The sequence below is a fragment of the Halobellus sp. H-GB7 genome, from assembly GCF_030848585.1.
Taxonomy (GTDB): Archaea; Halobacteriota; Halobacteria; order Halobacteriales; family Haloferacaceae; genus Haloquadratum; species Haloquadratum inordinatus.
Window position 1 is genome coordinate 313,827 of record NZ_JAVDDW010000004.1, and the last position, 13,094, is coordinate 326,920.

At 65.0% G+C, this 13,094-nt stretch carries 14 protein-coding genes and 1 tRNA gene; 8 read left to right on the top strand and 7 right to left on the bottom strand.

Going from position 1 to position 13,094, the window contains the following annotated elements:
- Nucleotides 1-180: 180 nt before the first annotated feature.
- The 6 genes from RBH22_RS10215 to RBH22_RS10240 are packed head-to-tail and all read left to right on the top strand — an operon-like array spanning nt 181 to nt 5,420.
- Complete coding sequence (locus RBH22_RS10215) at nt 181-1,506, top strand: amino acid ABC transporter substrate-binding protein (protein WP_306677403.1); 1,326 nt, start codon at nt 181-183, stop codon at nt 1,504-1,506.
- Between the two features lie 5 nt (nt 1,507-1,511).
- Nucleotides 1,512-2,399 (top strand): branched-chain amino acid ABC transporter permease, encoded by an 888-nt coding sequence (locus tag RBH22_RS10220; protein WP_306677404.1) that lies wholly within the window; start codon nt 1,512-1,514, stop codon nt 2,397-2,399.
- Nucleotides 2,396-3,463, top strand: coding sequence for a branched-chain amino acid ABC transporter permease (locus RBH22_RS10225; protein ID WP_306677405.1), 1,068 nt, complete (start codon nt 2,396-2,398; stop codon nt 3,461-3,463). Before RBH22_RS10220 ends, RBH22_RS10225 begins: the two co-directional genes overlap by 4 nt.
- On the top strand, nt 3,456-4,253 hold the full coding sequence (locus RBH22_RS10230) for an ABC transporter ATP-binding protein (protein WP_256288813.1): 798 nt from the start codon (nt 3,456-3,458) through the stop codon (nt 4,251-4,253). Before RBH22_RS10225 ends, RBH22_RS10230 begins: the two co-directional genes overlap by 8 nt.
- Before the next feature lie 2 nt (nt 4,254-4,255).
- Nucleotides 4,256-5,005 carry an ABC transporter ATP-binding protein gene (locus RBH22_RS10235; protein WP_306677406.1) on the top strand — a complete coding sequence of 250 codons (750 nt, stop codon included), beginning with the start codon at nt 4,256-4,258 and terminating at the stop codon, nt 5,003-5,005.
- A gap of 1 nt (nt 5,006) precedes the next feature.
- On the top strand, nt 5,007-5,420 hold the full coding sequence (locus RBH22_RS10240) for a universal stress protein (RefSeq protein ID WP_306677407.1): 414 nt from the start codon (nt 5,007-5,009) through the stop codon (nt 5,418-5,420).
- Nucleotides 5,421-5,569: 149 nt separating this feature from the next.
- Here RBH22_RS10240 and RBH22_RS10245 read toward each other — a convergent pair whose 3' ends face one another.
- Entirely contained in the window at nt 5,570-6,433 is an 864-nt protein-coding gene (locus RBH22_RS10245; protein WP_256545911.1) for a DUF2250 domain-containing protein, read from the bottom strand.
- Nucleotides 6,434-6,585: 152 nt separating this feature from the next.
- Here RBH22_RS10245 and RBH22_RS10250 point away from each other — a divergent pair, with 152 nt between their 5' ends.
- Nucleotides 6,586-7,401, top strand: a complete 816-nt coding sequence (locus RBH22_RS10250) for a hypothetical protein (RefSeq protein WP_343218156.1) — start codon at nt 6,586-6,588, stop codon at nt 7,399-7,401.
- 176 nt (nt 7,402-7,577) lie between these two features.
- Nucleotides 7,578-7,841: a HalOD1 output domain-containing protein gene (locus tag RBH22_RS10255; RefSeq protein WP_306677408.1), complete on the top strand. Its 264-nt coding sequence runs from the start codon at nt 7,578-7,580 to the stop codon at nt 7,839-7,841.
- A gap of 300 nt (nt 7,842-8,141) precedes the next feature.
- Here RBH22_RS10255 and RBH22_RS10260 read toward each other — a convergent pair.
- From RBH22_RS10260 to RBH22_RS10285, 6 genes are all read right to left on the bottom strand, one after another.
- Nucleotides 8,142-8,213: transfer RNA gene (locus tag RBH22_RS10260), tRNA-Ala, on the bottom strand.
- Between the two features lie 189 nt (nt 8,214-8,402).
- Nucleotides 8,403-8,711 carry a 30S ribosomal protein S10 gene (gene rpsJ, locus RBH22_RS10265; RefSeq protein WP_121568522.1) on the bottom strand — a complete coding sequence of 103 codons (309 nt, stop codon included), beginning with the start codon at nt 8,709-8,711 and terminating at the stop codon, nt 8,403-8,405.
- Nucleotides 8,712-9,977, bottom strand: coding sequence for a translation elongation factor EF-1 subunit alpha (gene tuf, locus RBH22_RS10270; RefSeq protein WP_121568523.1), 1,266 nt, complete (start codon nt 9,975-9,977; stop codon nt 8,712-8,714).
- 157 nt (nt 9,978-10,134) lie between these two features.
- The gene (locus RBH22_RS10275; protein WP_306677409.1) at nt 10,135-11,100 is read right to left on the bottom strand and encodes a homoserine dehydrogenase; all 966 of its coding nucleotides are present in this window, start codon (nt 11,098-11,100) and stop codon (nt 10,135-10,137) included.
- Entirely contained in the window at nt 11,097-11,723 is a 627-nt protein-coding gene (locus RBH22_RS10280; protein ID WP_306677410.1) for an amino acid-binding protein, read from the bottom strand. The genes RBH22_RS10275 and RBH22_RS10280 overlap by 4 nt, the downstream gene beginning before the upstream one ends.
- Before the next feature lie 234 nt (nt 11,724-11,957).
- The coding region (locus RBH22_RS10285) for a HAMP domain-containing sensor histidine kinase (RefSeq protein ID WP_306677411.1) at nt 11,958-13,094 on the bottom strand (1,137 nt) is incomplete at its 5' end.

Genomic DNA, 13,094 nt, shown 5'->3' on the forward strand with positions numbered 1-13,094 from the left:
GATACGTACCGACGGACGAGCGACGGCCCGCACCGGCGGACGGGAGACAGCCTACCAGTGACCTATAGTCGCATAGAGTGGCGTACGTAGTCCTCCGGATCAACCATTAACATTTATTACCGTGATAGACTATGGCCAGTACAGAGCGTGTATCGTTGATACGCGCTTGCCAGAGTAACTATGGCAGACAAACAGAATCGACGGACGTTCCTACGAGTTGCGGGAAGCACAGGTGCAGTCGGGCTCGCCGGCCTCGCGGGCTGTTCCGGCGGCGGCAACGGCGACGGCGAGTCGACCGATAGCGGCGGATCGACCGATGGGGGCGAGTCGACCGACGGCGGCACGACCGGGAGCGCCGACAGCGGGATGGACACCATCACGCTCGGCGGTTCGATGAGTCTCACCGGCGACAACGCCGACCTGGGCCAACTGTACAAGGACGCTTACGAACTGACGATTCAGCGCATCAACGACAACGGCGGCGTCGAGGCGGGCGACGGCAACACCTACGAACTGGAGATGATCCTCCGGGACGACGGGACCGACGCCTCCACCTCGAAAAGCATCTATCAGGAGCTCATCGACCGCGAGAACGTCGATTACCTGCTCGGCCCGTACTCCAGTACGGTGACGCTCCCGGCGAGCGCAGTCGCCGCGCAGAATCAGAAGCCGATGGTCGAGGGCGGCGGTGCGAGCCCCGAGATCTTCGCGCAGGGCAACGAGTGGATCTTCGGCCTCCTGCCGACGGCCAACAAGTACGCGAAGAGCTACATCGATATGTGCCTCGCGCAGGACGAGACGCCGGAGTCAATCGCCATCCTCGCCGAGGACGGCACGTTCAGCCAGTCCACCGCCGAGGGCGCGCGGAACAAGATCGAACAGACCGACCTCGAACTGGTCGTCGACCAGACGTTCCCCTCGGGGACGTCGGACCTCTCGACGAACCTCGGTCGGGTGCGCGACGCCGGCGCGGACGTGCTGCTCCTCTGTGCCCACCAGAAGCACAACATCATCCTGGCGAACCAGATGGAGAGCCAGGGCGTCAACGTCGACGCCGCGATGGGGACGGTCGGCAGCCTCAACGAGTCGTTCAAAAACGAGGTCGGTGCGAACGGCGACTACATGTACGGCCCCTCCTCGTGGGCGGTCAACGCCGACTTCGAGGACCCGGTGTACGGAGCGACCGGCGACTTCGTCTCCGCCATCGAGGAGAACTACGACTACACGCCGGACTACCACAGCGCGGCCGGCGAGGCAGTCATTATGACGTTCGTCGACGCGTTCGAGAACGTTAGCGAAGTCACGCCGACAGCGGTCCGCGACCACATCCGGCAGGCGGAGTTCTCGACGGTGTACGGCACGGTGTCCTTCGATGACACCGGCGTCATCAACAAGAATATGCTCGTCTACCAGTGGCAGCCCGATCCGGGCCTCCAGATCACCTACCCCGAGAACGTCGCCCAATCGGACCCCATCTACCCGATGCCCGACTGGAGTGAGCGCTGAGACCGATGGCAGTAACGCAGTTCGTCGTCAACGGCCTGCTCGTCGGCGCGCTATTCGCGGCGGTAGCCGTCGGTTTCGCACTCATCTGGGGGGTCGTCGACATCATCAACCTCGCGCACGGCGAGATGGTGATGCTCGGCGGCTACACCTCCTATTGGGTGTTGAGCCTCATTACCGGAAACGCCGAAGGGTCGCCAGCGCTGTTCTTGGCGACGATTCCGGCCGCGGTCGGCGTGCTGTACGTCGTGGGCTATGCGCTCCAGCGGACGCTCGTCTCTCGCGTCATCGGGACCGACATCTTCCTGACGCTTCTGGTCACCTTCGGCATCAGCATCGCGATCCAGCAGTTGGCGATCCAGGCGTGGTCGGCGAACCCCCGTTCGATCCAGGTGTCGTTCGCCGATCCATCGCTGATCGTCGCCGGACTCGTCATCCCGAAGATGAAACTGATCGCGTTCGTCGGCGCGATCCTCCTGACTGTCGCACTCTACGCGTTCTTGCAGCGGACGCGGACAGGCCGGGCGATTCGGGCCGTCTCCCAGAATCCCGAGGCCGCCGCGCTGGTCGGCATCGACGTCGAACACACCCGTGCGGTCACGTTCGGGGTGTCGTCGGCCATCGCAGGCGGCGTCGGCGCGTTCATCGCGACGATCCTCAACATTCAGCCACAGATGGGCCTCATCTACACACTCAAGAGCTTCGTCATCGTCGTGTTCGGCGGCGTCGGCTCCATCCCCGGCGCGCTCGTCGGCGGACTGCTACTCGGCTCGGTCGAGGAACTGACCGCGGGGTTCGTCTCCTCGCAGTGGACGCTCGCAGTGAGTTTCACGCTGCTCATCGTCCTCCTGGTGGTCAAGCCGAACGGCCTGTTCGGCGAGGGGGCTGAACAATGAGCACGAGCGAATCCGAGGACAGTACCGGACTGCTCCGGACGGTACTCCCCCCAGATCAGGTCGACCGCGTCTTCGATTTCTGTGGCGAAAACGGCTGGAAACTGCTGGCTCTCGGGGCCGTCGTCGGGGCGCTTCCGCCCCTGCTCGGCCTCGAACAGGGCTACTATATGACGGTCGTCTCCGAGATGTACCTGTTCGCGATCCTGGCGCTCTCGTGGGACCTCGTCGGCGGCCAGACCGGCTACCCGAGTTTCGGGAATATGGCCTTCTTCGGGATCGGCGCGTACGCGACGGCGATCCTCGTCAAGGACTTCGCCGTCGCGTTCCCGGTCGCGTTGGTCGCCGCCGGACTGTTGGCCGTTGTGTTCGCGGCGCTCATCGGCGCCGCCGTCCTCAGACTGCGCGGGCACTACTTCGCCATCGCGACGCTCGGCGTCCTCCTGGCCGCCCAGCAGATCTCGCGGAACCTCGACATCACGGGCGGGGCCAGCGGGAAGATCCTGCTGCAGGTCCCCTCGGGAACAGTGTTTTACTACCTGTTCTTCGGCGTGCTCATCGCCGAGATGGCGCTCATCTACTACCTCTCGAACACGCGGTTCGGCTTCATCCTGAACGCCATCCGCGACGACGAGGAGAAAGCGACCGCGATGGGGTTCAACACGACCTATTACAAGACCGCCGCGTGGATGCTAGCCGCGCTGTTCACCGGCGTCGCGGGCGGTACCTACAGTCTGTTCAACACTTTCATCAACCCACAAACCGCCTACAACAGCGCGTGGAACGTCGAACTCATTGCGATGGCGCTCATCGGTGGCTCCGGCACCGTCGCCGGACCGGTCATCGGCGCCTTCGGTCTCCATACACTCATCGAGTTCGTCGAGACGGCGTTCGTCGGCTGGCAGCTCGTGTTGCTCGGCGGCGCGGTCATCGTGACGGTGATCGGCTTCCCCGAGGGCGTGGTCGGCACGCTCCGGGAGTACGCCAGCGAGATGGCGTACTACGAGCGCGGCGGGATGGCCGCCGTCGACAGCGGCGAGGATACGGAGGTGACGGCCGATGAGTGAGACGACAGAGCCCGACGCGCGCACTGCCGCGGCCGCGACCGACAGCGACCGCGCGGTGCTCCGAACCGACGGCGTCACGAAGCGCTTCGGCGGCCTCACCGCCGTCGACGACGTCGACGTCGAAGTACAGAAGGGCGAAATCGTCGGCCTCATCGGCCCGAACGGCGCTGGCAAGTCCACGCTGTTCAACTGTATCACGGGGACGCTCAGCGCCGACGAGGGTCGCGTCTACCTCCAAGGGCAGGACGTCACCGACTGGCCCGAGTACAAGATCGCCCGGGCCGGGCTCGGCCGGATGTTCCAGGAAACCCGGATCTTCGGCGATATGACCGTCCGGAAGAACCTGTTGTTGGCCGCCCAGGAGGGCGGTGCCAACGTCGGGAGTCTCCTGCGCCGGCCCGACGACACGCTCATCGAACGAACGGAAGAACTGCTGGACTACGTCGACCTCGGCGGCCTCGCGGAGACCCGCGCGGGCCGGCTGAGCTTCGGCCAGCAGAAACTCATCGAATTCGCGATGGAGTTGATGGCCGAACCGGATCTGCTGTTGATGGACGAGCCGGCCGGGGGAATCAACCCCTCGATGCTGGAGAACCTCATCGAGTACATCCGAACGGCCAACGAAGACGAGGAGGCGACGATCTTCCTCATCGAACACAATATGGACTTCGTTATGGAAATCGCCGACCGCATCTACGTCCTCGCCCACGGCGAGCGCATCGCCGAGGGCACGCCCGAAGAGATTCAGAACGATCAGCGCGTCCTCAACGCGTATCTCGGGAGGGAGTGATTGTGGCAACGACGTCCGACGCGGACCCACGGTCCACGTCCGATCCGCTCTTGGAGATGAACAACGTCGTCGCGGGCTACGGCAACACGACCGTCCTGCACGACGTGAACATCGCCGTCGAAGACGGACAGATCGCCTGTCTCATCGGGCCGAACGGCTCGGGAAAGTCGACGCTGATGAAGAGCATCTACGGCTTCGCCGACGTGAAAGACGGGACCATCACGCTCCGCGACGAGGACATCACCGGGCGCTCGCCCCAGGAGAACCTCGCCAACGGGATGAGCTACGTCCTTCAAGAGGCGAGCGTCTTCCCCGGAATGAGCGTCCACGAGAATATGCTGATGGGCGGGTACATCTTCAACGACGACGAGCGCGCCGAAAAGCGCGCCGAGGAGTTGTACGACGAGTTCCCCGTCCTGGGCGACATCCGCGGACAGAAGGCCGGCACGCTCTCGGGCGGGCAGCGCCGCCTGCTCGAGTTGGCACGTGCGCTGATGGTCGACCCCGAAGTGATGATGCTCGACGAGCCCTCGATCGGGCTCGAACCGCGCTTCATCGACGACGTCTTCGACCGGATCCAACAGCTCAACGACCTCGGGACGACGATTCTCCTGGTCGAACAGAACGCCGAGAAGGGCCTCTCGGTCGCCGACCGCGGGTTCGTGCTCGCGAGCGGCGAGATCAAGTTCACCGGCACCGGCACCGAACTCCTCAACGACGAGGAGGTCGGCCGGCTCTATCTCGGAGGCTAAGATGTACCGCATACTCCTTCCCGTCGACGACGACGAAGACCGTGCCCGTGCACAGGCCGCGTTCGTCGCTGGACTCCCGGCAGCCGATAGCGACATCAGCGTCGTCGTAACGCACACGCTGACTAGCGCGGAGACCGACGCACCGGAGGAACTCCGGAACGTCGAGCGCGTGGATACGGTGAAACTCGTCCGCGACACTCTCGAAGAGCGTGGGATCGCGGTCGAACTCGTAGAGGCACGTCACCCACCCGCTGAGGGTATCCTCGACATCGTCGCGGAGTTCGAGGTCGACCACGTCGCGATGGGATCGCGACAGCGCTCGCCCGCCGGAAAAGCGATCTTCGGCAGCGTCGCCCAGCAGGTGATCCTCGAGGCCGACGTGCCAGTCACGGTAGTCGGTCCCACGCCAGACTGAGAGCGGCGCCGGCGCAGACGCTCACCGTTCTGTTCTCCTCGGAACGCCGGGACACACCGCCGCGCTTCATAATGATTACTCTCGTCTCTTACCGCCGACCATCGCCACCGGGAGTGGCGCTCGGCGGTACACAGTGAGAGTAATCGCTATCAGTCGTCGAGGTCTCGGAGCAACTGCTCTGCGACTGGCGTCGTCACGTAGTAGGTGTGTTTGCGGTGCGTCTCTGATTTCGGTTTCAGTTTCCGTTCGCTCCCTTTGATTGTGCTGCCCTCGTAGGTCGTCACGAGGCCGACGCGCTGCAGCGCCCGATAGAGGTGACGGACGTACTCGAAGTCCATCTCGAGTTCTTCTGCCGTCATTCGGGGGTAGTCGGGGCCGCCGCGTGCGAGTCGCTTCGCGATGCGCTGGCCGTCCTGGAGGTGCCGGAGCACGTTCAGTTTCCCCTCGCGCTCCGAGAGGAATCGGAGGAGGTGATCGCCCTCGCGTGAAAGCCGGTAGTAGGTGTGATGCTGGCGGACTTCGTCGGCCTGCTTCGCCTTCACACGTCGCTGTTTGACCGTGCCCGACTCCACGCGTTCGAGGAGGCCAGCCGTTTCCATCTCCGAACAGAGGTCTTCGACGTGGTTCCGTTCGGCGTCGAGGTGTCCCGCCATCGACCGCGGATAGTTGCCTTCGACGGTGTCGAGATGATAGCAGACGAGGTACGCGACCGGATCGGCCGGCAGCGGTGCGAGTTGCCCCACGACGGCGCGCTGCCGTTCGAGTTCAGCTTCCAGTTCAGCGGCTCTCTCGTAGCGGAGCTGGGCGTTCTCCGCCGCGTCGGCATCGAAGTCTAAACTGACGTCGATGGGCTCTCCCTGGGGCGTCGCAAGCGTCGTCGTGAGTTCACCGTCGTCCCAGTGGTCGCCCGGGTTCTCACGCGCCCGTGCGAGTGTCTCCTCGACCGCCTGGATTCGCGTGAGAATCGTGTCGGCTTCTCGCCGTAACCGTTCGATCTCTGCCTCCGAGACCATCCTGTCGCGCGGCCGTAGGCGTGTGAGACGTAAGTATGTACGGAGCCACCAGTCGGGCGAGACACGAACCAGCGTGTGTCCGACGCGCCGTGGCGACCACAGATACTCGCAATCCCAGATTTATTATGTATTTGACGCATATCGTTGGCCGTATGGTGAAGCTGGAACCTCGGGCCGATGGAGGGGCAGGGGTGTTGCGGGGTTACGCAGTGAGAACGCCGCTCCCGGACGAGGACGCCGAGAGGATGTTCCACGGCAATATGCAGACCATCGCCGAGGGTCGCGAGCGGAAGGCGGAGTTGCTCGCCGACCCTGCCGTCTCGGTGGCGGACGCGTACGAGGAGGAGGTACAGCGCGTCGCCAAAACGTTCGAGGGACGACTCCGCCATCTCGCTGGCGAGAACTACGAGTCGGTCGCCCGCGAGTACCTCAGAGGCGAGCGCAACGACCGAATCGGGCGCCTCACCGCGTACTACACCGAAGGTCTGTGGCGGATCCAACAGCGTTCGACCATCTCGGAGATGCTGTTTTTCCCGCTCATCCTGCGCTATCCGGATAGTTTCACGGTCAATCTCCGATTCACCGACGACTACACGACGACGGAGTCGATTCCCTTCGAGTCGCCGGAGCACACGACCGTCGACGCCGACGAAACGTACTCCCAGCAGTACTTCAACGAGAGCCAGTACGAACAGAAGCAGGCCGCCGAATATCTCCGCAAGACCGCACAGATCATCCGCGATGAGTTCCCTAGTCCCGACGAAGCGCCCTTCTCGGAGCGCAAATACGGCGGCATCGTCTCCGCCGGCGGGCGACACGAATCGGAGTTCTCCGAGATGTTAGCGCGAGTTACGCCGGACCCCGACCGGTTCTCCGAGGCGGTCACGGAACCGACGCTGGTCCGCGAAGGGAGCGAGGCAAAGCGCACGGCGCGGCGGTATCTCCAGAGCGCGAAAGTGGAGATGTGACCTCCCCGCGCGCGGACGACAGCCCGGCGCGGATCGGTAGCGCAGGTGGTCCCGCAGATCTCCCGCGGGATTTCCCCGACTATGACACACTGTGTGCGGCGTCGGTCGCTCGTACACATAGATAATATTATACTTGTCTGACGAATGTTTATGTTTTAGTTGTCTTTAGTTAGCATATGGTTGAAACGATGCGGACCGTCTCCGAGCGGGTAATCCGAGCCGTGGCCGAGGCGACCGATACCGATCCTGCGACGTTGCCGCCGCTGTACGAGTCCGTCGACCCGGACGCGCTGAACGAGCTCGTAGATTCGATGTCCGACGGCGAGATCTCGTTCGAGCACGCGGACTGTGAAATCACAGTCGACAGCGACGGCGGCGTGCATCTGACCGGGTCCTTCACGCGCGGGGCCCCCACTGAAGCGGTCGTTGGCGACGACTGACGGCGACGCCGCCGCGCTTCACTCCCCACAAAGGCTATTTTTCGTTCGGGGAGAGTCAACTGCGGCTTCGGAAATTCGTTCGGATAGACACTACATCACGCAATATGAGCGGCTCGTCGGACGACTGACGGAGTTACAACTCCTTGGGTTGCGTCGAAAGAGTTGGAGTGGACTTGCGGGGTCCCCGCGAGCGAAGGGGGGGAAGCGAGAGAACGAACGGAGTGAGTGGACTCGCGGGGGTCCCGTGAGCGATAGCGAACGGGACCAAGCGAGGGAACGAGACGAACGAAGTGAGTCGAGTGGACTCGCGGGGATTTGAACCCCGGGCCTCTTCCTTGCGAAGGAAGCGATCTACCCCTGATCTACGAGCCCGCATTACGTTCGAAGACAGCGGATCATTTGTACCTTCTGTTTCGCTCGCCGCGCGAGACGCGCTATCACACCACCGAAAGAGACGTCACGGTGGTGACGCCGACGCCTTAGCGCCGTCACCCGGTGCAGTCGTGAGACCGCGCGGGCCGGAAGGGGGGCGTCGTGCAGTCGGACGCAGTCCGACCGTCCTCAGTCTTCGAGGACGATCTCGATGCTGACGTCGTTGGGCACCTGAATCCGCATCAGCTGCCGGAGCGCGCGTTCGTCGGCGTCGATGTCGATGAGACGCTTGTGGACGCGCATCTCCCAGTGCTCCCAGGTAGCGGTCCCCTCACCGTCCGGGGACTTCCGTGCGGGCACTTCGAGCGTCTTCGTCGGCAGCGGGATCGGTCCGCTGAGGTTGACCCCCGTCTTGCTCGCGATCTCGCGAACGTCGTCGCAGATGTCGTCAAGGTCGTCCGGGCTGGTCCCGGCGAGGCGGACGCGTGCCTGCTGCATCTATCGCTCGTTGACCTCGAGGACCTTGCCGGCCGCGATGGTCTGACCCATGTCACGGACTGCGAAGGACCCGAGTTCCGGGATCTCGCCCGACGGCTCGATGCTGAGCGGCTTCTGCGGTCGCACGGTCACGACAGCAGCGTCGCCGGACTGGATGAAGTCGGGGTTCTCTTCTGCGACCTCGCCCGAGGCGGGGTCGAGCTTCTGATCGATCGATTCGATCGTACACGCGACCTGTGCCGTGTGGGCGTGGAAGACCGGCGTGTAACCCGCGGTGATGACCGAGGGGTGCTGCATCACGACGATCTGGGCCTTGAAGGTCTCGGCGACCGACGGCGGGTCGTCTGCGGGACCACAGACGTCACCGCGACGGATGTCGTCCTTGCCGATGCCGCGGACGTTGAACCCGACGTTGTCACCGGGGCCGGCCTGCGGCACTTCTTCGTGGTGCATCTCGACGGTCTTGACTTCGCCGCCGACGTCCGACGGCTGGAAGGAGACGTTGTCGCCGGGGCTGATGGTACCCGTCTCGACACGTCCGACCGGGACCGTACCGATGCCCGAGATCGTGTAGACGTCCTGGATCGGCAGGCGCAGCGGCGCGTCCGTCGGCGGCTGCGGCTCCGGCAGGTTGTTCAGTGCTTCCAGCAGGGTGGGGCCGTCGTACCACGACGTGTTCTCCGACGCTTCGGCGACGTTGTCGCCCTCGAACGCGGAGATCGGGATGTACAGCGCGTCGTCGGAGTTGAACTGGACCTGCTTGAGGAGCTGGTTGACTTCCTCTTGGACCTCCTTGTAGGAGTCCTCGCTGTAGTCGACGAGGTCCATCTTGTTGACGCCGATGATGAGCTCGTTGATGCCCAGGGTGCGGGCGAGGAAGACGTGCTCACGGGTCTGCGGCGCGACGCCGTCGTCTGCGGCGACGACGAGGACCGCGTTGTCTGCCTGGGACGCGCCCGTGATCATGTTCTTCACGAAGTCGCGGTGGCCCGGACAGTCGACGATGGTGAAGTAGTACTCGTCGGTGTCGAATTCCTGGTGGGCGATGTCGATGGTGACACCACGCTCGCGCTCTTCGGCGAGGTTGTCCATCACGTAGGCGAACTCGAATCCGCCTTTACCCTTCTCTTCGGCTTCCTCTCGGTGCTGCTCGATTACGTGCTCGGGGACGGATCCTGTCTCGAACAGGAGTCGCCCGACCAGCGTACTCTTACCGTGGTCGACGTGGCCAATGATGGCCAGGTTCTGGTGCGGTTTGTCACTCATAGGTGGGTCACGCGCTAAGGCGCTCTGTACCGACGACTTTGGCCAGAAAGCCCTAAAACCATTTCGATACGTAGACGGCCGAAACGCCGGAGTATCGCGGTTTGTGGGAGCATCTACCACGGCATTTCGAGCGACCCCGAGGTGGTCCGACCCCCCGTTATTCGAGTCGTCCGACGTCGCCGAGCACCGCCGAAGCGGTCTCGGGACCGCCCGCACCGCGGCCGCTGAGGTTCAGTTGCCCGGCGTGCGTCGTCTCCAGTTGCACGATGTTCCGCGTGCCCGTCACCGCGAGCGCGGCGTTCTGCGGGACCAGGCGCGGGCCCACGCGGATGCCATCGCGCGTCGCCTCACCGACGAGGCGGATCGTCCGTCCGTCCTCGGCGGCGAGTTCGAGCGCGCTGCCCGGTACGTTCGTGATACCCTCGACGTCGGCGTCCGAGAGCGTGAACTCCTGTTCGCCCTCCGAGAGGACGTTCGCGAGGATGACGCACTTCAGCGCGGCGTCGGTCCCCTCGACGTCGAACGTCGGGTCCGCCTCGGCGACGCCGAGGTCCTGGGCCTCCGCGAGGACGTGCTCGTAGTCGATGCCCTCGGCGGCCATCCGCGAGAGGATGAAGTTCGCCGTCCCGTTGAGGATGCCGCGCGCGGCGGTGACGTGCGACGGCGAGAGGTCCTCGACCGTCGAGACGATCGGAATCGCGCCGCCGACGGTCGCCTCGAATCGGACCTGTCCCGCGCTGTTTCGCTCCAGGTCGCGGACGTCGCCGTAGCGTTCGGCGACGGGGCCTTTGTTCGCGAGCACGACGTGACGGTCGCGCTCCAGTGCGGTCTGCAGGTGCGAGAAGCCCGGTTCGGCGTCGCCGAGCGTCGTCGGCGTCGCCTCGACGAGGACGTCGTAGTCGGCGTGCAACGCGTCGTCGGGGTCGGCGTCGCCGACGGTTCCCTCGTCAGCCTTGCGGTCGAGGGCCGCAGCCGCGTCGATCCCGGAATCGTCGCCGGCGACGGCCGCCGACGAGGAGTCTGCGAAGGCGACGACGGTGTGGCCGTACTCCGCGGCGAGGTCGACGACGGAACCGCCGACCGCGCCCGCGCCAACGACGGCGAGTCGCTTTCCGTCGCTCATGCCGCACCTCCCGTGAGGGGTTCGACGACGTGCAGTTCTTTCTCCTCGGCGATGTCGGAGACCATCTCCAATGCCTCGGCGGTCGCGCCGGCGCGCGTCGCTATCCGGAGGCGCGCGCTCGACGTATCGGTCCGGCCCTCGGGTGCGTTCAGCGAGAAGTCCGCGATCGAGGCCGCGGGGCACTGTTCGATCCGGCGGAGCGTATCCGAGAGGTCCGTATCGACCAAGTGGCCGACGAGCAGCACGACGACCTCCTCGGCGTAGTGTTCGGCGCCCGCCTGCACCACGTTGACGCCCCCGTCGCGGAGCGCCGAGACGATGGCGTCGAAGCGGTCCGGCGTGGCCTCGACGTCGACTTCGACCGGGATGCGGCCGCGCGGCGTGACGTTCCCGCGCTCGTGGAAGATCGACAGGAGGTTCCCGCCGTTGTCGGAGATGGGCTCCAGCGCGGCGAGAAGCTGTCCCGGCTGGTCGGGGAGTTCGAGCCGGATCGTGTGCGGCTGTGGCTGTCCGTCGGCGCCGGTGTCGACGTCCGAATCGCCGCGCGAACCACACGACTGCGACCGCGTCCGGTCGTCGGATTCGGCGTCGGCTTCGGACTCGGAGTTCAGCGCAGACGTCATAGACAGATCACTCCCGAGAGGTTCAGTTCCTCACGAGCCGATGTGCGGTGAGAGACGGCACAACGGTCCGGTCTCGCATCGACGGCTCGGGATCGTGAGGTCGTTCCCGTACGCATACTCCAAGGTCAACCTCCGGACCGATATAAGCCTTCGTCGATGGCACGCATTGCCGGCGTCCCAACCCGGCGCACGATACGCGAGGCGGAGAAGCAGACGGGAGCCCCGAAGAGAATATCAGGCCGCTCGCGGCAGCGACAGCGTCACCGTCGTCGCGTCGTCGGTCTCGGTGAACGACAGCGACCCGCCGTGGGTGTCTGCGACCGTCTTCGCGACCCAGAGTCCGAGCCCGCTGCCGTGCGTCAACTGGGTGATGTCCACGTCCCCCGCGACGACTTTTCGCTCGTGTTCGGGGATGCCCGATCCGTGATCGGTGACCGAAAGCTCGACCACGTCGGGAAGGATGCGAACCGACCCTTCGACCGGTGAGCCGCCGTGTTCGGCGGCGTTTTCGAGCAGTTCGTCGAGCGCCGTCCGGAGCCCGTCACTGGCGCGCACAGTCCCGTCGAGGTCGTCGGGCGCGTCGAACGCGAAGTCGGTCTCGGTGAATCGGTCCCGGGCGTGTGCGACGGCGTCTTCGAACACGGCCGTCGGATCGGTCGCGTCGTACTCCTCGGGACCGCGGTCGCGCTCCCGCGTGATCGTCTTCGCGCCGTCGGCGAGGCTCCCGACGGTGTCGGCGCTGCGCTTTAAGACGGCCGCAGACTGCCGGATCTGGTCGTCGTCCGGGACGGTGGCGACGATATCGGCGTGCCCCGTGAGCACCTGCGCCTCGTTGCGGAGGTTGTGTCGAAGCACGCGGTTCAGCACCGCCGTCCGCCGCCGCTCGCGGGCGAGTTGTTCCGCACGCACCCGGCGGGCGTCGTAGACGCCGATGATGACGTGTGCCGCCGCGCCGATCGCCAGCAGATTGCCGACGGTGAACATCGACGGCGCGATTCCGCCGGACAGTCGGTTCTGCGCGTACGCGTGTGCGATCATCACGCTCCCGAGGACGACGACGCCGAGGAGGTTCCAGACCGCGATGCGGGCCGCGTTGCGGTCGCTGAACCCGCTGACGTACAGGAGGCCGCCGATGGCGATCAGGCCGATCGAGACGAGCGTTCCGACGACGCCGAGCACGACCGCCAGCGGGCCGCCGCCGTCCAAAAGCGGGAACAGATTCGGCACGAGCAACCCGAGCCCAGTGAGCGAGACGACAGCGCTGGCGGCGACGCGCACCGCCGACGGTCCGGTCGGCGCGGCCGCCTCGGGTGGTGATCCGAACCCGAGTTGATCGATCAGGGTGAGAAGTCGCGTTCGCATAGATCGTTC